The 23,527-nt window shown below is 59.7% G+C and carries 17 protein-coding genes; 9 read left to right on the forward strand and 8 right to left on the reverse strand.

Annotated features, from left to right (window positions below):
• Positions 1 to 12 precede the first annotated feature (12 nt).
• Complete coding sequence (locus ACLK1G_RS19225) at positions 13 to 384, reverse strand: response regulator (protein WP_420766865.1); 372 nt, start codon at positions 382 to 384, stop codon at positions 13 to 15.
• Between the two features lie 257 nt (positions 385 to 641).
• On the opposite strand from ACLK1G_RS19225, the gene ACLK1G_RS19230 reads away from it, so the two are divergent.
• From ACLK1G_RS19230 to ACLK1G_RS19250, 5 genes are read left to right on the forward strand one after another with little or no spacing between them, the layout of a single operon-like run.
• Positions 642 to 4,121, forward strand: coding sequence for a response regulator (locus ACLK1G_RS19230; protein ID WP_420766866.1), 3,480 nt, complete (start codon positions 642 to 644; stop codon positions 4,119 to 4,121).
• Positions 4,121 to 4,936 carry a CheR family methyltransferase gene (locus tag ACLK1G_RS19235; protein ID WP_420766867.1) on the forward strand — a complete coding sequence of 272 codons (816 nt, stop codon included), beginning with the start codon at positions 4,121 to 4,123 and terminating at the stop codon, positions 4,934 to 4,936. Before ACLK1G_RS19230 ends, ACLK1G_RS19235 begins: the two co-directional genes overlap by 1 nt.
• A complete protein-coding gene (locus ACLK1G_RS19240) occupies positions 4,933 to 5,520 on the forward strand; it encodes a chemotaxis protein CheB (RefSeq protein ID WP_420766868.1) in 588 nt (195 codons plus the stop codon). Before ACLK1G_RS19235 ends, ACLK1G_RS19240 begins: the two co-directional genes overlap by 4 nt.
• Before the next feature lie 5 nt (positions 5,521 to 5,525).
• Positions 5,526 to 6,791 (forward strand): hybrid sensor histidine kinase/response regulator, encoded by a 1,266-nt coding sequence (locus tag ACLK1G_RS19245; protein ID WP_420766869.1) that lies wholly within the window; start codon positions 5,526 to 5,528, stop codon positions 6,789 to 6,791.
• Positions 6,784 to 7,161, forward strand: a complete 378-nt coding sequence (locus ACLK1G_RS19250) for a response regulator (protein WP_030142671.1) — start codon at positions 6,784 to 6,786, stop codon at positions 7,159 to 7,161. Before ACLK1G_RS19245 ends, ACLK1G_RS19250 begins: the two co-directional genes overlap by 8 nt.
• A 345-nt stretch (positions 7,162 to 7,506) precedes the next feature.
• On the opposite strand, the gene ACLK1G_RS19255 is transcribed toward ACLK1G_RS19250, so the two are convergent.
• From ACLK1G_RS19255 to ACLK1G_RS19285, 7 genes are all read right to left on the reverse strand, one after another.
• Positions 7,507 to 9,177, reverse strand: a complete 1,671-nt coding sequence (locus ACLK1G_RS19255; RefSeq protein WP_420766870.1) for a response regulator — start codon at positions 9,175 to 9,177, stop codon at positions 7,507 to 7,509.
• A complete protein-coding gene (locus tag ACLK1G_RS19260; protein WP_420766871.1) occupies positions 9,174 to 10,676 on the reverse strand; it encodes an ATPase domain-containing protein in 1,503 nt (500 codons plus the stop codon). Before ACLK1G_RS19260 ends, ACLK1G_RS19255 begins: the two co-directional genes overlap by 4 nt.
• Before the next feature lie 152 nt (positions 10,677 to 10,828).
• Entirely contained in the window at positions 10,829 to 11,884 is a 1,056-nt protein-coding gene (locus ACLK1G_RS19265) for a tetratricopeptide repeat protein (RefSeq protein WP_420766872.1), read from the reverse strand.
• A gap of 213 nt (positions 11,885 to 12,097) precedes the next feature.
• Positions 12,098 to 13,522 (reverse strand): efflux transporter outer membrane subunit, encoded by a 1,425-nt coding sequence (locus ACLK1G_RS19270; protein WP_420766873.1) that lies wholly within the window; start codon positions 13,520 to 13,522, stop codon positions 12,098 to 12,100.
• Positions 13,519 to 16,698, reverse strand: coding sequence for an efflux RND transporter permease subunit (locus tag ACLK1G_RS19275; protein WP_420766874.1), 3,180 nt, complete (start codon positions 16,696 to 16,698; stop codon positions 13,519 to 13,521). The genes ACLK1G_RS19270 and ACLK1G_RS19275 overlap by 4 nt, the downstream gene beginning before the upstream one ends.
• A 15-nt stretch (positions 16,699 to 16,713) precedes the next feature.
• Positions 16,714 to 17,967, reverse strand: a complete 1,254-nt coding sequence (mexE, locus tag ACLK1G_RS19280; RefSeq protein ID WP_420766875.1) for a multidrug efflux RND transporter periplasmic adaptor subunit MexE — start codon at positions 17,965 to 17,967, stop codon at positions 16,714 to 16,716.
• 211 nt (positions 17,968 to 18,178) lie between these two features.
• Positions 18,179 to 18,931, reverse strand: a complete 753-nt coding sequence (locus tag ACLK1G_RS19285) for a substrate-binding periplasmic protein (protein WP_420766887.1) — start codon at positions 18,929 to 18,931, stop codon at positions 18,179 to 18,181.
• Between the two features lie 476 nt (positions 18,932 to 19,407).
• Here ACLK1G_RS19285 and tssB point away from each other — a divergent pair, with 476 nt between their 5' ends.
• Genes tssB through tssL form a run of 4 tightly spaced genes read left to right on the forward strand, consistent with a single transcriptional unit; the run spans position 19,408 to position 23,526 of the window.
• Positions 19,408 to 19,911: a type VI secretion system contractile sheath small subunit gene (gene tssB / locus ACLK1G_RS19290; RefSeq protein ID WP_420766876.1), complete on the forward strand. Its 504-nt coding sequence runs from the start codon at positions 19,408 to 19,410 to the stop codon at positions 19,909 to 19,911.
• A 35-nt stretch (positions 19,912 to 19,946) separates the two neighbouring features.
• Positions 19,947 to 21,482: a type VI secretion system contractile sheath large subunit gene (gene tssC / locus ACLK1G_RS19295; RefSeq protein WP_420766877.1), complete on the forward strand. Its 1,536-nt coding sequence runs from the start codon at positions 19,947 to 19,949 to the stop codon at positions 21,480 to 21,482.
• A gap of 23 nt (positions 21,483 to 21,505) precedes the next feature.
• Positions 21,506 to 22,861: a type VI secretion system baseplate subunit TssK gene (gene tssK, locus ACLK1G_RS19300; protein WP_420766878.1), complete on the forward strand. Its 1,356-nt coding sequence runs from the start codon at positions 21,506 to 21,508 to the stop codon at positions 22,859 to 22,861.
• Positions 22,858 to 23,526 (forward strand): type VI secretion system protein TssL, short form, encoded by a 669-nt coding sequence (tssL, locus tag ACLK1G_RS19305; RefSeq protein WP_420766879.1) that lies wholly within the window; start codon positions 22,858 to 22,860, stop codon positions 23,524 to 23,526. Before tssK ends, tssL begins: the two co-directional genes overlap by 4 nt.
• The last annotated feature ends 1 nt before the right edge of the window (position 23,527 follow it).

A 23,527-nucleotide genomic window follows, 5' to 3' on the forward strand; every position in this document is an offset into this window, starting at 1 on the left:
ATGCGTCCGCGCTCAAGAAAGAATCTTTTGGACCTTGTCGCGCAATTGATCGATGGAGAATGGTTTGCCGATGACGCTCATGCCTTCGGGCACGTCGATGCTTTCGGCGTAGCCGCTGGCGAACAGGATGGGGAGTCCGGGGCGCACTTCGCGTGCTTTTGTTGCCAACTCGCGACCGTCCATGGGCAGCATGCTGACATCCGTCATCATCAGGTCGATGGAACGGTCTTTCTCCTCCAGGAGCTTAAGCGCCTCTTCGCCACCTTCTGCCTCCAATACCTCGTATTCCAGTTCCTCCAGCACGTCGACAATCAACATGCGCACGATGTTGTCGTCTTCGACGACCAGGATGGTGGGAGGGGTGACAGGGGCAGGGACGGACATAATGGACTTCTCGGAAGGTGGAATCGTAAGGGCTTGGTAATAACCGGCCGTAATGCATGAGTAAGTCGAGAGGCGGCACAAGTTCCCGAAGCTGTACAAGAAAGGATCTATAGTACAAGAGCTGACAAGGATAGTCGCATCCTTACAACCGGGGTACAGCGCCTTGGATTTGCGACCTTGAATCGTCAGAAATGTGGATCCAGTCCGTATTTTTGGGCAAACTCCATGATTTTCAACTGCTCACCAAGGCCTTTTCCATGACTCCTTCGTCTTCGGTCGACGAACAAAGTTTTCGCAAGCTTCTGAGCCGTAACATCAGCCTCCCCTTGGGTATCGGTGCGCTCAGCGCGGTGTTTTTCATCGTGCTGATCACCTACCTTCTCTCGGTGATCCAATGGGTCGGGCACACCGACCGGGTGATCAATAACGCCAACGAAGCGCTGAAGCTGAGCGTTGACCTGGAAACAGGCATGCGCGGGTTCCTGCTGAGTGGCGACGAGCACTTCCTCGACCCCTATGAAGTGGCCAAGCCCCGGATTGCGGTGGCACTGGACACATTGTTGGAACTGACAGCCGATAATCCGGTACAGACCGACCGCTTGCGCCGGATCGAGGCACTCCAGGTGGAATGGGCCAATTACGCCCAAGGCATGATCGATCTTCATCGCAGCGGCGGCGACTATCGCGGTGCGCTCAAGGCCGGGCGGGGCAAGCGGTTGACCGACGAAATACGCAAGACCTTCGAGGATGTCGTCGAGACCGAGCAACAACTGCGCGCCGAACGTAACGAACAGGTGCGCACCACCACGGTCTGGAGCATCGCTCTGTATCTGCTGTTCGTCGCCGCAGTCAGTGGGCTGCTGGCCTATGTTGGCCGTCGGGATCTCCTGACACTGTCTGGCAACTACAGCGCCAGCCTGAAAGTCCAGCAGGAGAGTGCCTTGCACCTGGAGAAACAGGCCTGGTTGCGCAATGGCCAGACCCAGTTGGCGGAACAGGTCCTCGGTCAGTTGAGCTTGAATCTGCTGGGGCGCAACATCTTGCAGTTTTGTGCCCAGTACCTGGGCACCGTGGTCGCCGCCCTTTATGCACGGGAAGAAAACGGCACGCTACGGCGTATCGCCACCTATGGCATGTCCAAGGAGGATGACGAACTCCAGCAGGTCATCATCGATGGCGAGGGCATCGCCGGGCAGGCCGTGCGGCAGGGGCGTCTTATCCGGCTGGACGATGTGCCCCAGGATTATCTCAAGGTCAGCTCCGGGCTCGGCGAGGGACTGCCCAACTGCGTGCTGGTGGTGCCGACCCGTGACGATGACCGCATCAATGGTGTCGTTGAACTGGGCTTCCTGCGGCCGTTGACCGGGCGCGACATCGAGCTGCTGGAGCTGGTGGCCGGGAACATCGGCACGTCCATCGAAGCGGCCCGCTATCGTCAACGCTTGCAAGAAGTGCTGGCCGAAACCCAGCAGTTGAACGAAGAGTTGCAAGTGCAGCAGGAAGAGCTCAAGACCGCCAACGAAGAGCTGGAAGAACAGTCACGCATCCTGAAGGAATCCCAGGCGCACCTGGAAGCCCAGCAACAGGAACTGGAGCAGACCAACGAACAACTGGCCGAGCAGCGCGACGCCATGGACCAGAAGAACAGCGAGCTGAACCTGGCCCAGATCCAATTGCAGGAACGCGCCGAAGAATTGCAGCGTTCGAGCAAGTACAAGTCCGAGTTCCTGGCCAACATGTCCCATGAGCTGCGCACACCGCTCAACAGTTCGCTGATCCTGTCCAAATTGCTGGCGGAGAACCCTCACAATAACCTCAGCGATGAACAGGTGAAGTTTGCCGAGTCGATCTACTCCGCCGGCAATGACTTGCTGAACCTGATCAATGACATCCTCGACATTTCCAAGGTCGAGGCCGGCAAGCTGGAAGTGCGGCCGGAAAACACCAGCGTGGCGCGTTTGGTGGAAGGGCTCCAGGATACGTTCAAGCCATTGACGGCTGAAAAGGGACTGGACTTCGAGGTGCAGTTGCTGCCGGACGCGCCGTCGATGCTGTACACCGACCGCCAGCGCCTCGAACAGATACTCAAGAACCTGCTGTCCAACGCGGTGAAGTTCACCGAACGGGGTTCGGTCCAGGTGTCCGTAACCGGCCAGCCGGGCTCGGGCATTGCCTTCATGGTGCGTGATTCGGGCATCGGCATCGCCGCCGATCAGCAACAGAGTATCTTCGAGGCGTTCCGCCAGGCCGATGGCACCACCAACCGCCGCTACGGCGGCACCGGGCTGGGGCTGTCGATCTCCCGAGACCTGGCGACCTTGCTGGGCGGTTCGATCTCGGTGACCAGCGAGCCAGGGCAGGGCAGTGTCTTTACGCTGGTCTTGCCGGAGCGTTACGTCGAGCCCGGGGAAAATCCGGTGAATCCAGTGACCTTTACCCCGACCGCAACCGTGCCTGCAACGACCCGTGCCCCGGCACCCGTGCCGCTGATTGCCGAGGTGGACGCACCCCTCCCGCAATTCGCCGACGACCGGGACAAGGCGCCGTTCGATTCCCGTTGCATCCTGGTCATCGAGGACGAACCCAAGTTTGCCCGCATCCTGTTCGACCTCGCCCATGAGCTGGGCTACCAGTGCCTGGTGGCCCATGGCGCCGACGAAGGCTTTGATCTGGCCCTGCAACTGAGTCCCGATGCCATTCTGCTGGACATGCGCCTGCCGGATCACTCCGGGCTTACCGTTTTGCAACGCCTGAAGGAACAGGCCCAGACCCGCCACATCCCGGTGCACGTCATCTCCGTCGAAGACCGCGTCGAAGCGGCGATGCACATGGGCGCCATTGGTTACGCCGTCAAACCGACCACCCGGGAAGAGCTCAAGGACGTCTTCGCGCGACTGGAGGCCAAGCTGACCCAGAAGGTCAAACGCGTGCTGTTGGTCGAAGACGATGACTTGCAGCGCGACAGCATTACCCGTCTGATCGGCGACGACGACATCGAGATCACCGCCGTAGGCCTGGCGCAGCAAGCCCTGGACCTGCTGCGCAATAACGTCTACGACTGCATGATCATCGACCTCAAGCTGCCGGACATGCTGGGCAATGACTTGCTCAAGCGCATGTCCAGCGAAGAGATCTGTTCATTCCCGCCCGTGATCGTCTACACCGGGCGTAACCTGACGCGGGATGAAGAAGCCGAGCTGCGCAAATATTCACGCTCGATCATCATCAAGGGCGCCCGCTCGCCGGAACGCCTGTTGGACGAAGTCACTCTCTTTCTGCACAAAGTCGAATCCCGGTTGTCCCATGAACGACAGCGCATGCTCCAGACCGCCCGCAGCCGCGACAAGGTCTTCGAAGGCCGCAAGGTGCTGTTGGTGGACGACGATGTGCGCAATATTTTCGCTCTGACCAGCGCCCTGGAGGCCAAGGGGGCGATCGTGGTGATCGGGCGCAATGGGTATGAGGCGATTGATCGCTTGAATGAAGTGGAAGACATCGACCTGGTGCTGATGGATGTGATGATGCCCGAGATGGATGGCTTCGAAGCGACCACGCTGATCCGCAAGGACCCCCGCTGGCGCAAATTGCCGATTATCGCCGTGACCGCCAAGGCCATGAAGGATGATCAGGAGCGTTGCCTGGCGGCGGGCTCCAACGATTACCTGGCCAAGCCGATTGACCTGGATCGCCTGTTCTCACTGATTCGCGTGTGGTTGCCGAATATGGAAAGAATCTAGTGGAACGAAACACAGACATTGAGCTTCGTTTGTTGATCGAAGCGATCTACTTGAAGTACAGCTACGACTTTCGCGACTACTCCGGCGCTTCCATCAAGCGCCGGGTGCTGCATGCGTTGAACCAATTCGAATGCAAGACCATATCGGCCTTGCAGGAACGTGTGTTGCACGACCCTGGCGCATTCATGCAACTGCTGCAGTTGCTGACGATCCCTGTCAGTGAGATGTTTCGCGATCCTGCGCATTTCCTTGCCATCCGCGAGGAAGTGGTGCCGCTGCTCAAGACCTACCCGTCGATCAAGATCTGGATCGCCGGTTGCAGCACAGGGGAGGAGGTCTATTCCATGGCCATCCTGCTAAGAGAAGAGGGGTTGCTGGATCGTACGTTCATTTACGCCACGGACATCAACCCGCGCTCCCTGGAAAAAGCCAAGCAGGGCATCTTTTCCCTGGAAAATGTCCGGGCCTACACCCAGAATTACCAGCTCGCCGGCGGTAAGCGTTCGTTTGCCGACTACTATACGGCCGCCTACGATTACGCGATGTTCGACAAGACCTTGTGCAAGCATGTGACCTTTGCCGACCACAGCTTGGCAACCGATAGCGTATTTTCAGAAACCCAATTAGTTTCATGTCGTAACGTATTGATTTATTTCAATAAAAAGCTGCAAGATCGCGCTTTCGGGTTGTTTCATGAGTCCCTTTGCCACCGTGGGTTCCTGGTGTTGGGGAGCAAGGAGACGCTGGATTTTTCGGCGTTCAGTGCGCAGTTCGAACCGCTGGTCAAACAGGAACGGATCTATCGCAAGTTATGAATCCACTGACGGACAGATCCAGCCACTTGATCGAAGCAGTCGTCGTCGGCGCATCCGCCGGCGGCGTCGAAGCGTTGCTCAAGATTTTCAGCCACTTGCGCAAAGGCTTCAGCCTGCCTGTGCTGGTGGTGTTGCATTTGCCCGATGAGCGGGACAGTCAGTTAGCCCAGGTATTGCGTCATCGCCTGGCGATACCCGTTGAAGAAGCCCGCGACAAGCAAGACATCCTTCCGGGCACCTTGTACGTTGCAACCCCTGGTTATCACCTTTCGATCGAGGCCGACCGTAGCCTGTCGCTGAGCCTCGAAGAGCCGGTTCACCATTCGCGGCCGTCGATCGACGTGCTGTTCGAGTCAGCCGCCGATGTCTATGGCCCTCGTCTGCTGGCGGTGGTATTGACCGGCGCCAACAGCGATGGCGCCCTAGGCTTGGCCAGGGTCAAGGCGCTGGGCGGCATCACGGTCGTCCAGGACCCGAAGGAGGCGCAGGTTTGCACCATGCCTGAAGCGGCCCTTAGCTTGCACGAGCCTGACCATATCCTAACTTTGCAGGGCATCGGCCAATTGCTGGCCGGGCTGGAATGAACTAAATGCCAAGAGATATTCAAGCCAAACTGCTGATCGTCGACGATCTGCCTGAGAATCTGTTGGCCCTGGAAGCGCTGATCCAGCGCGATGACCGCGAGGTGTTCAAGGCCTTGTCGGCGGACGAAGCGCTGTCGCTGCTTTTGCAACATGATTTTGCCTTGGCGATCATCGATGTGCAGATGCCGGGCATGAACGGTTTCGAACTGGCCGAGTTGATGCGCGGCACGGACAAGACCCGCAGTATCCCGATCATCTTTGTCAGCGCGGCCGGCCGGGAGCGCAACTACGCGTTCACCGGCTACGAAAACGGCGCGGTGGACTTCCTGCACAAGCCGCTGGATACCCATGCGGTCAAAAGCAAGGTCAATGTGTTCGTCGAACTTTATCGCCAGCGAAAGGCGATGAAGGAGCAAGTGCTTGCCCTGGAGCAGAGCCGCCGGGAGCAAGAGCTGTTGCTAGAGCAATTGCAAGCCACTCGCGGCGAGCTGGAGCAGGCCGTGCGCATGCGCGATGACTTCATGTCGATCGTCGCCCACGAAGTCCGCACGCCACTCAACGGCCTGATCCTGGAAACGCAGTTGCGTAAAATGCACCTGGCGCGGGACAACGCCGCCGCCTTCACCCTGGATAAAGTGAAGGCGATGGTCGAGCGCGACGAACGCCAGATAAAGAGCTTGATCCGTTTGATCGAGGACATGCTGGACGTATCGCGGATCCGCACCGGCAAGTTGTCCATCCGTCCGACCCGTTTCAATCTGACGGCGCTGGTTCAAAACCTGCTGCACAACTTCCAACCACAGATCAGTGCCGCCGAATGCACCGTGACTTGTACCGCCGAACCTTCGGTGGAAGGGCATTGGGATGAGTTTCGTATCGAGCAGGTGGTTTCGAACCTGCTGACGAACGCGTTGCGCTATGGCTGCAAGAGCCCGATCGAGGTGCGCGTCTACCAGACGTCGGAGCATGCCTGTATCGAAGTCCAGGACCACGGGATCGGGATCAGCGAAGAGAACCAGAAGCGTATTTTCCAGCAATTCGAACGGGTGTCGTCCAAGGCCGCCGCCGCCGGCCTGGGCCTTGGGCTGTTCATTTCCGAGCAGATCGTCACCGCCCACGGCGGCATCATCACGGTCAACAGCCGCCTCAACGAAGGGGCGTTGTTTCGCGTTTGTCTGCCTTTTCAGAAAACTGGCGAACGGACGCAACCTCTGAGCGACCCCAGGGTCGTATCAGCAGCTATTGATTCAACAAAGGCTTCTCATGAGTGAAGATGCGCAAGACGTTGTATTGATCGTCGAGGATGACCCTTCGATCCTGATGGTGCTGTCGGCCTATCTTTCCGGGGAGGGGTATCGGGTGCTGCAGGCTGAAAACGGCGAGCAGGCGTTCGAGATCCTGGCGAGCAAGCCTCATCTGGACATGATGATTACCGACTTCCGTCTGCCCGGGGGTATTTCCGGAGTGCAGATCGCTGAGCCGGCGGTGAGGTTGCGTCCGGACCTGAAGGTTATTTTCATCAGTGGCTACGCCCAGGAAGTGCGCGAGACGGATAGCCCCATTACCCGCAAGGCGCCGATTTTGGATAAGCCGTTTGATTTGGATGTGTTGCAGGGGATTATGCAGGGGATGTTGTCTTAGTTTTGTTTCTGCGGTTGACTGGGGTATACGGCTGATTGGGTACATATCCGTTTCTGTGGTAATTGCTGCTGGCGGTTCCGCCCTTACGGTGGCTTACTTTTTTTCAGACGCCAAAAAAAGTAAGCAAAAAAGGCTTCGCCCCACCACTCGGCACCTCGCCGAGGCTCGGTGTGCCCTCACGCAGGCCTTGCTCCGTGGGCCGCCGCGAAGGGCCATCCATGGCCCAGCGCGGCTACCTCGGCATCCATGCCGAGGTGCCCACTGCGCAAGGCCTGCGTTCGGCCAGCGTGGTTAACGGGGCGTTAAGATCAAGATCAAGATCAAAATCAAAAGCGGTGCCACGCCTCAAACCTTGATCATCTCCCGCACCTTCGCCGTCAACAAATCAAAGGTAAACGGCTTGGTGATCATCTGCATGCCAGGGTCAAGAAAACCACCGCGCACCGCCGCGTGTTCAGCGTAGCCAGTGATGAACAATACCTTGAGGTCAGGGCGGATCTGGCGGCCTATTTCGGCCAGTTGTCTTCCGTTCATGCCGGGCAGCCCCACGTCGCTGATCAGCAGGTCGATGCGCTGGTTCGATTGCAGGATCGGCACCGCGCCGTTGGCGTCGCCGGCCTCGACGAAGGCGTAGCCCAATTCGCTGAGCACCGCGCTGACCAGGACCCGCACCGCTGGGTCGTCTTCAACGATCAATACGGTTTCGCCATCTTGCGCATAAGGCGCCTGTGGGACGACGACTTGCGGTTCGTGCATTTCTTCGCCGATGAAGCGCGGCAGGTAGAGATTCACGGTGGTGCCGTTGCCGACCTCGCTGTCGATGGTCACGTGTCCGCGTGACTGCTTGCTGAACCCATAGATCATCGAAAGCCCAAGGCCCGTGCCCTGGCCGATGGGCTTGGTGGTGAAGAAGGGGTCGAACGCGCGATGCATCACCGCTTCGGGCATGCCGCAACCGGTGTCCTGAACGCTCAACACCACATAGTCGCCGGGCTCGAGGTTGCTGTAGGCGTCGGTAAAACCGGTGTCCAGGTATTTATTGAAGGTCTGCACCACCAGCTTGCCACCGTCGGGCATGGAATCGCGGGCGTTGAGGACCAGGTTGAGCAGGGCGCTTTCCAGTTGGTTGGGGTCGGCTTCGGCGATCCATAGGTGTTCGTCGAGGCGCATTTCCAGGGCGATGCTTTCGTTGAGGCTGCGCTGAAGCAGTTCGCCCATTGATAGCACCAGGGTATTCATCTGAACGGCCTTGGAATCCAGCGACTGGCGGCGGGAGAAGGCCAGCAGCCGGTGGGTCAGGCCCGCGGCGCGATTAGCCGAGGTCACGCCCAGGTCGATCAGGCTGTCGAGATCTTCGGTGCGGCCTCGCGCCAGGCGTCGACGCAGCAGTTCGAGGCTGCCAATGATGCCGGTGAGCATGTTGTTGAAGTCGTGGGCGATGCCGCCGGTGAGCTGGCCGACCGCTTCCATTTTCTGCGATTGGCGCAGGGCTTCCTCGTTGTGACGCAGTTGGGCGGTACGCTCCTCGACTTGCTGTTCCAGCGTTTCCAAAGTGTTCTGTAGGCGTTGTTCGCTGGTGCTCAGGTCGATCAGGCGGTCCCGGGCTTCGTATTGCCTTCGGCGGCCGCGCAGGGCGGTGGTCACCAGGCTGACGAGCGTCACCGGGTGGAACGGCCGCTCCAGGAAGGTCACATTGCCCAGTTGTGTGCCGATACGTGCGACTGGGTTGTGCTCCGGCCCCCCGTGGTGCGTCAGCAGGACGATGGGCAGGTCGGACCATGCCGGTTGTTGCTCGATGTATTGGAGCAGGTTCTCCAGGTCGGGCCCTACCAGCGCTTCCGAGGAAATCACCAGCAGGCCCGCCCCGTGTTCCAACTCTTCACACAAATGACCCAGATGACTGCACACGAGGCCATTAAAGCCGGCCTCGTTGAGAATCATCAGGGCAATCTGGCTGTCCCGTCCCAGGGGCGCGAGAATCAGCGCCCGCTCGGACAGTGGCTCGCCCGACGTCACTGGGGATCATCCTCAAGCAACGGGTGTCCCGCTCCCATATAGGTTGGCACTCCGCGCAATACGCCTTGGAACGCTTCCAGCGGTTCACCGATGGTCATGCCCTGCTTGTTGATGCGGTATTCGCGGATGGTGGATTCATGGCTGCCGGTGCGTTTCTTGATGATGGAAATGGCCCGGCGAACCTTGCCCAGCGCCTCGAAATAACGCAATAGGATGACGGTGTCGGCCAGGTAGGTGATGTCCACCGGCGCTTGCATGTCGCCCACCAGGCCGTGTTGGGCGACGGTCATGAACGTCGCCGCGCCTTTGCGGTTGAGGTAGAGCAACAGCTCGTGCATGTGCAGAACCAAGGCGTTTTCTTCGGGCATGGCGGCCTGATAGCCATTGATGCTGTCGATGACCACGGTCTTGATGTCGCCTTCGTTGACGCAACGGCGTACCCGGTGTGAAAACTCGCCGGGCGAAAGCTCGGCCGCATCGACCTGTTCGATCAGCAGATTGCCGGTATTTTGCAGTTCCAGCAGGTCGATGCCGATGTGCTTCATGCGCTCGAACAGCAGCCCCAGCTCTTCATCGAAAATGAACAGTGCGGCTTTTTCGCCGCGATGCACCGCTGCCGCCGCGAAAATCAAGGAAATCAAGGATTTGCCGGTACCCGCCGGGCCAAGAATCAGCGTGCTGGAGCCGGTCTCGATGCCGCCCCCCAGCAGGGCGTCCATTTCCTTGATGCCACTGGACAGTTGCTGGCGCACGTACTGGCCACGGTGTTCGGCGGCCACCAGGCGAGGGAATACATGCACGCCATCGCCCATGATGGTGAAGTCGTGGTAGCCGCCACGGTATTTCTGCCCACGGTACTTGACCACCCGCAGCCGACGCCGCTCGGCACCGTAGCTGGGGGTCAGTTCTTCAAGGCGGATAACGCCGTGGGCGACACTGTGTACGGTCTTGTCCAGGGACTCGGTGGTCAGGTCATCCAAGAGCACTACCGTAGCGTCGTAGCGCACGAAATAGTGCTTGATCGCCAGGATCTGCCGGCGATAGCGCAGGGAACTCTGCGCCAGGAGGCGAATCTCCGAGAGACTGTCCAGCACGACGCGGGTCGGCTTGACGCGCTCGACCACTTCGAAGATCTGCCGGGTCGCTTCGCCCAGCTCCAGGTCCGAGGAGTACAGCAGGCTTTGCTGGTGCTCGGCATTGAGCAGGCTCTCGGGCGGGGTCAATTCGAAGATATGGATGTTTTCATCCAGGGTCCAGCCGTGGGAGGCTGCGCCCTGGCGCAGTTCACGCTCGGTTTCCGATAGCGTGATGTACAACGAGCGCTCGCCGGCCTTTGCACCGGCTAGCAGGAAGTGCAACGCGACCGTGGTTTTGCCAGTGCCCGGTTCTCCCTCCAGGAGGAACACATGGCCTCGGGACAAACCACCGGAAAGGACGTCGTCCAGCCCTTCGATACCGGTGGCGGCTTTTGCGCTGATCAACTCGTTAGATGTAATCAAAAATAACCCTCTCATGACTAGGGAAGTAGGCAGCTGGCGGGTTAGCGCCTGAAATGAACCGCCTGAACACTTGACCTTCGGCAGTCATGGCGGTTCCGCTTCCTTTGACAAAACGCGTACTGTTGCACAACTTTCGGTATACGCCTATTGCCCTATAAACCTTGTTGTATCGCCGGGTCGTCGGGGTTCAGTTGTTCCAACTGGGCCAACAGCACCTGGACATGCTGCAACTGACCGGTCTCCTTCCAATAGTTGATCAGCAACACCCGGGCGTTGCGGTCGGCGGGGTAGCGCTGGACGATTTCCTGCAACTGTTTCTGCGCCGCTTCCACTTCCTGCTCTTCATGCAGCGTAGTCGCCAGATCAAAACGGTATTGCCGGTTATCAGGCTCCAATTCCACCGCTTTCGCCAAGCCTAGCACCGCGTATTCACTCTGGCCGTGCTGCAACAGCCACATGCCCAGCGCATGTTGCAGATAAGCCGATGCCGGCTGCGCTTGCAACTGCCGAGCGAGCAACTGGCGGGCGGCTTCTCCCTGGCCTTGTTTATCCAGCACATCGACCTGCATGACCAGCGCCGGCAGGTTGTCGGGTTGCAGGCGCAGAAGATGCTCCAATGCCTGTTGGGCTTTTTCCAGTTGGGCGTCATGCCTATACAGCCGGGCAAGCTGAAAGAGGGATTCGGGGGAGGGTGGGCTGTCGTTCAACGACTGCTTCCAGGTATCGATGGCGATCTGCATCGCACCGAAATACAGCCCAAGTTCATCGGGTGACAGCCCCAGCAATGCATTTACGGCGGCGAACCGGACATCCGGGTCGTTTTCATCCAGGAGCGGGCCGAGCAGCAGGCTGCGCTGGGCGTTCGGCACCAGCCCGACGATGCTGCCGATCGCCGCGCGGCGGACCTGCGGCGATTCGCTGTGCAAATCCGCCTGCGCCAGTTTCAACGCTTGGGGGCTTGGATAGTTGGGCAGTTCGCCGTGCAGCCATACCCGGCGCTTGGGGGAGAGGTCCGGGCGTCCCAGTTGCTGGTAAAGCATCCGCGCCGCCCCTGGCTGTCCGTTGCGGGCGCTTTCCAATGCTTCGCTGTAACCACGCTTGATGGCCTCGGGAATCTGCGGTGTGGCATTGCGCAGCCATATCGCGACGAGACCGATTGCCAAGACAACCGCAAGCGTGAACAGCAGGTAGCGGCGAGACGAAGACATGCAGGTAATCCATAACCAGGAGCGTGAAATGCCGCAAGCTTCGGTCAGGTCCGCGTTTGAGTCAAACCTGTAATCGCGGTGAGGGACCCGCGGGTGCGAGCCTGCTCCCACAATGGATTCTGACATCCATAAAAAAGCCCCGCGTCCGAATGAGGCGCGGGGCAAACAATTGGTTGGTTGCGGCCAACCAAAGGAGCTCGGTTGGGAAGGGTGTCAGTTGCTGGCGACGGTTTCCGGTTGCCAGCCTCCGCCCAGGGCCTTGTAGATCGCGACGATGCCGCGATACAGGTCCACTTCGGCCTGGGCCTGGCTGTCTTCGGCCGCCAGGCGTTCACGCTGGGCGTCGAGCAACACGAGGAAATCCTCAGTGCCTTCGCGGTAGCGGATTTCGGCCAGGTCGGCGGCCGCGCGGCTCGATTCGCTCTGGCGGATCAGCGAGATGAGGCGCTGTTGGCGTTTGCCGTAATCACTGAAGGCATTTTCCGACTCTTCCAGGGCCAGCAGCACTTGTTGCTCATAGTTCGCCAGTGCTCCATCGGCATCGGCGCTGGCGCCGCGCAAGCGAGCCCGCACGCTGCCCAGGTCAAAAGCAGCCCAGGTAATGCTCGGGCCCAGCGCCCAGGCGTTGGCGGCCGAGGAGCCGATCTGCGAACCACGTCCGGCGGTAAACCCGAGGAAACCGCTCAGGCTGACCCTGGGGAACAGGTCGGCCTTGGCCACGCCGATGCGCGCCGTGGCGGCTGCCAGTTGACGCTCGGCGCTGAGGATATCGGGACGGCGTTGCAACAATTGGCCTGGATCGCCAATCGGCAGGGCCTTGGCAATGGCTGGCAGCTGTTTAGGACTCAAGTCCACGCTCAGCTTGTCCGGGCGCTCGCCCAGCAATGTCGCGATGCGGTTGCGCTGACGCGCCTGTTCGGCCTGCAGTTGCGGCACGCTGGCTTCCACCGCGGCCAAACGGGCGTCGGCACGCACCACGTCGAGCTGATCGCCGACGCCGGCATCACGCAGGCTTTCGGTGATCTTGCGGGACGCCTGCTGGTTCTCCAGGTTGGCCAGGGCGATTTTCTCCCGAAGCTGCGCGCCACGCAGTTGGCCGTAGGCGTCCACCAGCTCGGCGATTATGGTCACCTGCAGTTGGTAGAGATCGGCTTCGACGGCCTGCTGGTCGGCATCGGTCGCTTCCAGGTTGCGCTGGATGCGTCCGAACAGGTCCAGCTCCCAGGCCATGTCCAGGCCCAGGTCATAACGCTCGGAGTTGACCCGATCGTCCGTCTGCCCCATCGGGTTCTGGCCTTTGCCCAGTTCGCTGCTGGCGCGGCTGGTGATGGTCGGCATGGCGTCATTGCTGGCGTCGTCGCGAATCGCCCGGGCAGCCCGCAGGCGGGCGAAGGCCACGCGCAATTCCCGGTTGCCTTCCAGAGAACGCGTCACCAGCGAGTTGAGGGTCGGATCGTCGAACTGCTGCCACCAGACGCCTTCGAAGCGGGCGCGGTCGAAGTTCTTCTGGCCGGCGGCGCCGTCGGTGGCGGTGGTGATATTCGCCGCCTCCGTTTGCGGTGCCTTGTAGTCCGGGCCTACGGCGCAGGCACTCAGTGCAAGCACCAGCAGGCTCGGCAGGAACGCTTTCAAACTCATTGTTGCGCCTCCAGTTTCAAGGCCCGGGCCGCTTTGCGGGCCTCGCTGCGCTCGACGAAATTACGGATCAGTACGTAGAACACCGGGGTGAGCAGCAGGCCGAAGAAGGTCACGCCGAGCATGCCCGAGAACACCGCCACACCCATGGCGTGACGCATTTCCGCACCGGCGCCGCTGGAGAACACCAGGGGAACCACGCCCATGATGAAGGCGAAGGAGGTCATCAGGATCGGCCGCAGACGCAGGCGGCACGCTTCCAGGACCGCCGCCAGCGGGCTCATGCCTTCGAGCTGTTTATCCTTGGCGAACTCGACGATCAGAATCGCGTTCTTACAGGCAAGTCCTACCAATACGATCAAGCCAATCTGGGTGAAGATGTTGTTGTCGCCACCGGACAGAATTACCCCGGTAATTGCCGACAGCAGCGTCATCGGTACGATCAGGATTACCGCCAATGGCAGGCTCCAACTTTCGTATTGCGCGGCGAGCACCAGGAACGCCAGCAATACGCAGAGCGGGAACACGAACAGCGCAGTGTTGCCCGAGAGGATCTGCTGGTACGTCAGGTCGGTCCACTCGTAGGTCATGCCATTGGGCAGTTCGTCATTGAGCAGCTTCTCGATGGCTTTCTCGGCCTGTCCGGAGCTGTAGCCAGGGGCGGCGGCGCCGTTGATTTCAGCGGTGATGAAGCCGTTGTAGTGCATCACGCGGTCAGGCCCCGAGGTGTCGCTGACCTTGATGAAGGTCGCCAGCGGGATCATCTCGCCACGGTTGTTGCGCACCTTCAGTTGGCCGATCTGGTCCGATTCGAGACGGAACTGCTGCTCGGCCTGGACATTGACCTGGTAGGTGCGGCCGAAACGGTTGAAGTCGTTGGCATACAGCGAACCCAGGTAGATCTGGAGGGTGTCGAAGATGTCGCTGACGGCCACGCCATGGGTCTTGGCTTTTTCACGGTCGATGGCGGCATCGACCTGGGGTACGTTCACGGTGTAGCTGGTGAACAATCCGGCCAGTTCCGGCACGTTGTGGCTCTTGGCGATGATGTTCATGGTTTCTTTGTACAGCTCGTCGTAGCCCAGGTTGCCCCGGTCTTCGATTTGCAGGCGGAAACCACCGATCGTGCCCAGGCCTTGCACCGGCGGCGGCGGGAAGATCGCCATGTAGGCTTCCTGGATTTCCGAGTACTGGCCGTTCAAGGCACCGGCGATGGCGCCGGCCGACATGCTCGGGTCCTTGCGCTCGTCGAAAGGCTTGAGGGTCACGAACACGATGCCGGCGTTCGGGCTGTTGGTGAAGCCGTTGATCGACAGGCCAGGGAAGGCCACGGCGCTTTCCACGCCAGGCTGCTTGAGGGCCAGGTCCGACATGCGCTTGATCACATCTTCGGTGCGGTCCAGGCTCGCGGCGTCCGGCAGTTGGGCGAAGGCCACCAGGTATTGCTTGTCCTGGCCAGGCACGAAACCGGTCGGCGTGTTGGAGAAGCCGAAGAAGGTCAACACCATCAAGCCTGCGTAGACGATCAGGGCAATACCGCTGCTGCGGATCACCCGAGCGACAGTACCCACGTAGCCATGGCTGGCACGTTCGAAGAAGCGGTTGAACGGACGGAACAGCCAGCCACCAAAGACCCGGTCCAGGAATCTGGAGAAACGGTCCTTGGGTGCGTCATGCCCCTTGAGCAAAACTGCGGCCAGGGCCGGCGACAGGGTCAACGAGTTGATCGCCGAGATCACCGTGGAGATCGCAATGGTCAGGGCGAACTGCTTATAGAACTGACCGGTCAGGCCGCTGATGAATGCCGCAGGAACGAAGACCGCGCAGAGCACCAGGGCGGTGGCGATGATCGGGCCGGTCACTTCGCCCATGGCGCGCTTTGTCGCCTCCACGGGGGTGAGGCCCAGTTCGATGTTCCGCTCGACGTTCTCCACCACCACGATGGCGTCGTCCACCACGATACCGATGGCCAACACCAGGCCGAACAGCGAAAGGGCGTTGAGGGAGAATCCGAACAGGTGCATGACCGCGAAGGTACCGATCAGCGAAACCGGTACGGCCACCAATGGGATGATCGAGGCGCGCCAGGTCTGTAGGAACAGGATGACCACCAGCACCACGAGGATCAGCGCTTCGAACAGGGTATGCACCACCGCTTCGATGGAGCCACGGACGAAGATCGTCGGGTCATAGACAATGCTGTAGTCCATGCCGGCCGGGAAGCCTTTCTTCAGCTCGTCCATTTTCTCCCGCACATCGTTGGAGATCTGGATGGCATTGGAGCCAGGACGCTGGAAGATCGGGATTGCCACCGCCGGCTGATTGTCCAGCAGCGAGCGCAGGGCGTATTGGCTGGAGCCCAGCTCCACCCGAGCGATGTCCTTCAGGCGAGTGATTTCACCGTTGGCGCCGGAACGAATGATGATGTTCTCGAACTCTTCCTCATTGACCAGGCGGCCTTGGGTATTGATCGAGAGCTGGAAGGCCTGGGCATTCGGTGCGGGCGGCGCACCCAGGGCACCGGCAGCGACCTGGCGGTTCTGCTCACGAATCGCGGTCACCACGTCGGTGGCGGTCAGGTTGCGCGAAGCGGTCTTGTTCGGGTCCAGCCAGACCCGCAGGGAATAGTCACCCATGCCGAACAGCTGCACATCACCCACGCCACCCAGGCGCGCCAACTCGTCCTTGATGTTGAGCAAGGCGTAGTTGGACAGGTAGAGCATGTCGTAGCGTTTGTCCGGCGAGGTCAAGTGCACGACCATCGTCAGGTCGGGCGACGCCTTGTCCACCGTGATGCCGATGCGGGTCACTTCCTCCGGCAGCTTGGGCTCGGTGCGGGTGACACGGTTCTGCACCTGCACCTGCGCGTTATCCAGGTCGGTGCCCAGAGCGAAGGTGATGGTCAGGGTGATCTTGCCGTCGGCGGTGGATTGCGAGGACATGTACAGCATGTTCTCGACGCCGGTAATGGCTTGTTCCAGGGGCGCGGCCACGGTTTCGCCGATGACCTTGGGGTTGGCGCCCGGGAAGTTGGCGCGCACCACTACGGTAGGCGGCACGACTTCCGGATATTCGCTGATCGGCAGTTGGAACAGCGAGATAGCGCCGGCGATCAGAATCAGCAGCGAGAGCACCGCTGCGAAGATCGGCCGTGAAATGAAGAACTGGGAAAATTTCATCTTGAGTTCAGTCCCTTAACCGCGTGGGGACGCAGAGGCCAGTTTGCCTGCCGCTCCGGACGCTGCCTTGGAGGGCGCGACCTGGGGCAGATTGCTGGCTTCGAGCGCTTTGCGTTGTTGTGCCAGGGCGGCGAGGGTCTGCTCGCTGGCCATCGGCACGGTTTCAGGCGTAACCGGCGAACCCGGACGGGCCCGTTGCAGCCCCTTGACGATAATGGTGTCGTCCTTGCTCAGGCCGTTGCGCACGATGCGCAGGCCTTCGATCTTTGGCCCCAGCTCGACAGCGCGGTAGGCCGGCTTGTTCTCGCCATCCATCACCAGGACGAATTTCTTGCCCAGGTCGGTGCCTACGGCTTCGTCGTTGATCAGCACGGCGGAATAGGTGCCGCTGCCCACCAGCTTCAGTCGGGCATAAAGGCCTGGCGTGAAGGCGCCGTCTTTATTGTCGAACACCGCGCGACCACGGATCGTGCCGGTCTGTGGGTTGACCTGGTTGTCGACGAAGTTCATCTGGCCCAGGTGCGGATTGCCGTCTTCGTTGGACAGGCCCATGTAGACCGGCGTGGCTTGGCCGCGCTGGCCTTGGCGGGCAAGTTGGGTGTACTTGAGGAACACACGCTCGTCGGCGTCGAAGTAGGCGTAGACCTTGTCGGTGGACACCACACTGGTCAACGGCGTGACGTCGGCGGTCACCAGGTTGCCGGCGGTGATTTCCGCCCGGCTGACACGACCGTTGATGGGCGAGGTAACTCGGGTGAAGCTGAGGTTCAGCTTGGCCAGGTCCAGCTGCGCTTGAATACCTGCCACGGCGGCGCGGGCTTCCTGTGCAGCGGTCGTACGCGAATCCGCCAGCTCAGCGGAAATCGCATTGCTCAGACGCAGGCGTTCGCCACGTTGGGCCTCGTTCTCGCTGCGGGTCGCGGTGGCGCGGGCCTGCGCCAGTTGCGCTTCGAGACGACGCACTTCCGCCTGGAAGGGGCGGGGGTCGATCTGGAACAACAGGTCGCCTTTCTTGACCAGGGCGCCTTCGGTGAAAGCAACTTGATCGATCTGCCCCGAAACCCGCGGGCGTATCTCGACGGTTTCCGGCGCTTCGAGGCGCCCGGTGAATTCATCCCATTCGTTGACGGGCTGCTCCAGCACCTTGGCCACGCTGACTTTGGCCGCCGGCATCGAAGCTGCCGTATCGGGAGTCTTACCGCAAGCGCTGATCACCAGCACCGCCAACAGTGCGAGGGGAAAGCGCAATTTAGAAAGTGAATGTTCCATGGATAGCATCCGCCAAGTGTATTGAGATGGGCGGATGATGCGTGTCGAGGCGCAGAGGAACGAATCGAATGAAACAAAGGTAACTATCATCCGGAATGATATAAGTCATCGACGAGGCCTCTATCGCGGGGCTTTCGTTAGTTGGCTATCAATCCAGTTGATATCCCTTCAGGTGGTTCGCAAGACTGATGCCATCGCCCGCTCGGCCATGTCACGGGACATAAAGATCATGGATACGCTTGATCGCCCCTTCATTGCGCAACGCTTCCACCGCGCCGCGCAAATCCTCGACGAGTTTCGCCGAGCATTGCCTGGAGCACGCGAGATAGAGGTCGGCACTGCTGCCCACTGTACTCATGAGCAGCTTGCGCTTGGACACTTTTGGCCAGATATATCGGCTTTCGGGCACGCCGTTGAACCAGGCATCGATGCGCCCCATCAGGAGCATTTGGGCAGGGTTGTCGCCGATGGCCAACGGGTAGATCTGGTCGTCCCGAAAGCCCTCGGTGCGCAGGATTTCCTCTTGCGCGCTGCCCAGGCCGACGCCCACCTTGCGAAAGGTTCCTTTCGCTTGGGCAAAGCTGCCGACCTTATGATCGAGGCTGAAGAACGCGCGCTCCATGGGCATGATCGACGAAATCCAGGTGAAGCGGGTTTCTCGCCCCGGAATGCGCGACAGCGGCGCTATCAAGAAGTCATGCTCCTCGCTGACGTGCTTTTGCGCCCTGGCCCAGGGAAGCACATGGATCTTTACCGCATACCCGGCGCGGGTGATCGCCTTCACGGCGACATCGCCGACAATGCCGTGGCCCCTGGGGTCGTTGAGGAGTGTCAACGGGGGCGCGTCGAGGATGTGCAGTTCAATGACCTGGGGCTCGCCGCACGCGCTATCGACAGCCAGGAGCAGGCAGAGCAGCGACAATACGCTGGTACGGTCATTCAATACGCGGGTGATCCGGCTCATGATCGTTACTTCAGGCATTGAAAGGCGCGCCATTCTATTGAGGGAGGCGGCGCGCAAATAGCCTCCTGCTGTCCAAAGCAAGCAGCACCCGACCGAGGGCACGACATTATTATTGGCTACACGTCGGCCTGTCCCTTGGCCTGACGACGTGTACCTGAAGGTATAGATCATCCGGAAGACAAAAGCCTTGAACTTCGCATGGCGGCAACCGCTCCAAGATAGACGCCGCGAAACCCGGCTTGAAAATGGGTTTGCGTCATTCCTCGTTTGTAAGCCTCTCCCTCGCGTCTCGGGTGTCAACCGCGCACCGACGTCGGCAACGCTTCGTTGTAAACCGTATCTGTAGGCCATTTTCCGACAGCTTGTGAGTCCATTCTCTTTCGTAGAAATGGCCTGGGTTTAGACCTGTCCGGCTCTGCGCCGCTTCGCTATGTTTGTACAGCGAACACTTAACATCCGGTTTGAGAGGAATAGGCATGGCTTCATACAGTTTCCAGAATGAAGTACCCAAGAGCAGGATCAATATCAAACTTGATCTGCACACTGGCGGCGCGCAAAAGAAAGTTGAGTTGCCACTCAAATTGATGGTGATGGGAGATTACAGCAACGGCAGGGAACAGCTCCCTTTATCCGTCAGAGACAAGATCAATATCAACAAGCACAACGTCGATCATGTCCTGGCCGAGTTTTCGCCAACTTTGACGATCGCTGCGCATAACACATTCGCGGACAACGGCGAGGATATTTCAATTGAACTGCAGTTTCATCGCATGAAAGACTTTGAGCCGGAACAAGTAGCCAGGCAGATCCCTCAATTACGGGCGCTGCTGGCCATGCGCAATCTTCTACGCGACTTGAAGTCGAACCTGCTTGATAACATGGCCTTCCGTCAAGAATTGGAGCGCATCCTCCAGGATGATGCGCTCAGCAATGAACTGCGGGACGAATTGGCGGCCTTGGCGCCAAAAGACATTCGCTAATCAAATACGGGCGGCAGCCCAAAGAGTAAATTCATATGTCTACTGAAAGTAATAACGTGCAATCGCGCGGCGCTACAGTATTGGCTGAAGATAAGGGAGTTTATGCAGCCCTGTTCAGTAAGATCAATTTGAATCCCATCGCGGAGTTGGGAAGCATCGAAACTTTCCAGCATGCCGAGGCGCTGTCCGAGGCCTCGGTTGACGAGCGCGTCACTGCCGCTGTCAGTGTGTTCTTGAAGTTGCTCAAGGAATCGCCGCACAGAGTGGAACGATTGGACAAAGTGCTGCTGGATGAGCATATAGCGTTGCTCGACATGCAAATCAGTCGTCAACTTGATGCGGTCATGCATCACGCCGAATTCCAAAGAATCGAATCAACCTGGCGCGGCGTAAAGTCCCTGGTCGACCAGACCGATTTTCGACAGAACGTGCGAATAGAACTGCTGGATATCAGCAAGGATGATCTGGTACGAGACTTCGAAGACGCCCCCGAAATCGCCCAGAGCGGGCTGTACCTGCATACCTATACCCGTGAATACGACACGCCGGGCGGAGAGCCGATCGCGGCAGCGATCTCCAACTACGAGTTCGATCGTAGCCCGCAGGACATCGCCTTGCTGCGTAATATTTCGAAAGTCGCCGCGGCAGCCCATATGCCCTTCATCGGTTCGGTGGGACCGGCATTTTTCGGCAAGCGATCCATGGAGGAAGTGGCTGCCATCAAGGACATCGGCAACTATTTCGATCGCGCCGAATACATCAAGTGGAAGGCGTTTCGCGACAGTGACGATGCGCGATACATCGGCCTGACCATGCCGAGGGTCCTGGGTCGCCTGCCCTATGGCCCGGATACCGTGCCAGTGCGCAGCTTCAATTACATCGAGAGCGTCAAGGGCCCCGATCACGACAGGTATTTGTGGACCAACGCATCCTTTGCCTTTGCCGCCAACATGGTCAAGAGCTTCATCGCCAATGGATGGTGCGTGCAGATCCGTGGGCCTCAATCGGGCGGCGCAGTCACCGACCTGCCGATCCACTTGTATGACCTGGGCACTGGCAACCAGGTGAAGATTCCTTCAGAGGTGATGATCCCGGAAACCCGCGAATTTGAATTCGCCAATCTCGGTTTCATTTCCTTGTCGTATTACAAGAACCGCGACTACGCCTGTTTCTTCTCCGCCAGCTCGGCTCAGAAACCTGCGTTGTACGACACCGCGGATGCTACCGCCAACAGCCGGATCAACGCACGGCTGCCCTATATCTTCCTGCTCTCGCGCATTGCCCATTACTTGAAGTTGATCCAACGCGAAAACATCGGCACCACCAAGGATCGTCGTTTGCTGGAGCTGGAACTCAACAAGTGGATCGGTGGACTTGTCACCGAAATGACCGATCCGGGCGATGACCTGCAGGCTTCGCACCCTCTTCGTGACGCAAAGGTGACGGTGGAGGACATCGAGGACAACCCCGGTTTCTTCCGGGTCAAGTTGTACGCAGTGCCGCACTTTCAGGTCGAGGGCATGGACGTCAACTTATCCCTGGTCTCGCAAATGCCCAAGGCGAAAGCCTGACTCGCTTTCAAGGAAATGACGCCATGAAAATCGATCGTCCCTTATGGACGTCCGGCACCCTGTTGTCTGCGCAACAGTTTCAACAACAGGCGCGCTGGGAAGCGTGGGCCAACGAGCAACGCGCCGGCTTGGCCTTGGCGCATCCCTGGGGCGTGACGGCCGTCGAGTTCGATACCGACGCATTGGGCCTTGGTAAGCTCAAGGCAACCCGGCTAAGCGTGTGCATGCCCGACGGTACCCTGCTCGACAGCGAACGGGTGGATCGTCTTCCGCCTGGGCTGGAGTTGTCGCGGTTATTGACCGACGACACCCGGGAGGCGCTCGTGCTGCTGGCCCTGCCCTTGGAACAGGCCAACGGAAACAATTGCCTGATGGAGGAGGGCCGCGCCGATCGGCCCACCCGTTACCGTCAAGACTGGCGTAGCGTGCAGGATCTCTATGCGCAGGAAGTGCAGTCGATCGCCGTGCTGGAGCACAACCTGTCGCTGCGCCTGGACAAGGACGACAACGGTGATTACCTGGTCTGTCCCATCGCGCGCCTGATACGTGAAGGGCAGGGCAAGTGGCGTCTCGATCCGGCCTACGTACCGCCATTGCTCAGTTTCGCCGCGCACCCGGGTCTGTTGCTCCAGCTGGACAACCTATTGACGCAGCTGTCGGCCAAGCGGCAGCGCCTGATGGGCATGCGCCGGGAGAGCAATCAACGCATGGCTGACTTCGCTGTAGCCGATGTGTCGTTGTTCTGGTTGCTCAACGCCTTGAACACCTACGAGCCGGTGCTGGCTGATATCAAGTCCTATCCCCAGCGACATCCCGAGCAGGTCTATCTGGAGCTCGCCAAGCTGGCCGGGGGGCTGCTGACGTTTTCGCTGGAACACGATATCGACAGGATTCCAGCCTATCGGCATGAGCAACTGGAGACGGTGTTTGCACCGCTGATGCGTTGTATCGCAACGTTGCTTGAAGCCAGCCTGCCTTCGCGCGTCATAGCACTGGTCCTGGAGAACACGAGCGCCAATCGCTGGCAGGTAACGCTCAACGATGCCCGGCTACGTGAACCTGACGGCGCTGATTTCTACCTCTCGGTGCGCTGCCAGTTACCGGCGGCACAGTTGCAGGAGCAATTTCCTCGCTTGTGCAAGGTCGGCGCGCCGGCCGATGTCGACAACCTGATCAATGCGGCGCTCGACGGCGTCCCCCTGAAGCCCCTCAGCCATGTGCCCGCGGCCATCGCGCTGCGCCTGGAAAACCAGTACTTCGCCCTCGATCTCGGTCACGCCAAGGGCCAGGCCATGCTGGCCGCCGGGGCTTTTGCTTGCTACGTGCCCAGCACTTTGTCGCAAGTCCAACTTGAACTGTTTGCGGTGTTACGCACATGACGCTGAACTTCACGAAACAAACCCACGCAATGGCGAAGCATATCGACGCCTTGCTGCAGGATAGTTATTTGCTGGTGGTCGAGTTACGCCATGGTACTTCGGTACACGACACCCAGGCGCTGCAGCAGCTTTGCCTTGAACAGGTCGAGCAGGTTCGACGGCAGCTCGAACAGCTCGCGGTGGAACCGCGCAGCATCGAACACATCAGTCATGCCCAATGTGCGCTGCTCGACGAAGCCATCCTCGTCTGCACGAAGGGCCCGATACGAGCCGAATGGAGCCGCGAACCGCTACAGGCCAAGCTGTTCAACCGGCACCAGGCCGGTGAGTTTCTCTACGAGGAAATGCGCCTGGTATTGCGCGAACCATCACCGGATCCACGGGTGCTTGTCGTGTTCCATCGGGTACTCATGCTGGGTTTCGGAGGCCGCTACACGGACCCTGACGACCCTGAGCGCGAGCAAGTGCTTGCCGCCCTCGACGCTCAGGTCCCGCCTTTGAATATCAGCCAGAACCTTGCTACGCGAAAGGGCGGTCGCCTGGGTCGGCATCAATCCCCATGGTTCCATGGAATAGCGGTGGCGCTGCTGCATGCCGGTGTCTGGTGGGCAATGGATCACTGGCTGGCCGGCGTGGTTGTTTCCCTCATGCCCGGCCAGGCATGAG

Source organism: Pseudomonas algeriensis (assembly GCF_048847255.1).
Classification (GTDB): Bacteria; Pseudomonadota; Gammaproteobacteria; order Pseudomonadales; family Pseudomonadaceae; genus Aquipseudomonas.

Excerpts from the sequence above, each read along its gene's own strand:
- ACLK1G_RS19225 (WP_420766865.1), bottom strand. The coding sequence starts at position 384 with ATGTCCGTCCCTGCCCCTGTCACCCCTCCCACCATCCTGGTCGTCGAA.
- ACLK1G_RS19230 (WP_420766866.1), top strand. The coding sequence starts at position 642 with ATGACTCCTTCGTCTTCGGTCGACGAACAAAGTTTTCGCAAGCTTCTG.
- ACLK1G_RS19240 (WP_420766868.1), top strand. The coding sequence starts at position 4,933 with ATGAATCCACTGACGGACAGATCCAGCCACTTGATCGAAGCAGTCGTC.
- ACLK1G_RS19245 (WP_420766869.1), top strand. The coding sequence starts at position 5,526 with ATGCCAAGAGATATTCAAGCCAAACTGCTGATCGTCGACGATCTGCCT.
- ACLK1G_RS19250 (WP_030142671.1), top strand. The coding sequence starts at position 6,784 with ATGAGTGAAGATGCGCAAGACGTTGTATTGATCGTCGAGGATGACCCT.
- ACLK1G_RS19265 (WP_420766872.1), bottom strand. The coding sequence starts at position 11,884 with ATGTCTTCGTCTCGCCGCTACCTGCTGTTCACGCTTGCGGTTGTCTTG.
- ACLK1G_RS19270 (WP_420766873.1), bottom strand. The coding sequence starts at position 13,522 with ATGAGTTTGAAAGCGTTCCTGCCGAGCCTGCTGGTGCTTGCACTGAGT.
- ACLK1G_RS19275 (WP_420766874.1), bottom strand. The coding sequence starts at position 16,698 with ATGAAATTTTCCCAGTTCTTCATTTCACGGCCGATCTTCGCAGCGGTG.
- mexE (WP_420766875.1), bottom strand. The coding sequence starts at position 17,967 with ATGGAACATTCACTTTCTAAATTGCGCTTTCCCCTCGCACTGTTGGCG.
- ACLK1G_RS19285 (WP_420766887.1), bottom strand. The coding sequence starts at position 18,931 with ATGAGCCGGATCACCCGCGTATTGAATGACCGTACCAGCGTATTGTCG.
- tssB (WP_420766876.1), top strand. The coding sequence starts at position 19,408 with ATGGCTTCATACAGTTTCCAGAATGAAGTACCCAAGAGCAGGATCAAT.
- tssC (WP_420766877.1), top strand. The coding sequence starts at position 19,947 with ATGTCTACTGAAAGTAATAACGTGCAATCGCGCGGCGCTACAGTATTG.
- tssK (WP_420766878.1), top strand. The coding sequence starts at position 21,506 with ATGAAAATCGATCGTCCCTTATGGACGTCCGGCACCCTGTTGTCTGCG.
- tssL (WP_420766879.1), top strand. The coding sequence starts at position 22,858 with ATGACGCTGAACTTCACGAAACAAACCCACGCAATGGCGAAGCATATC.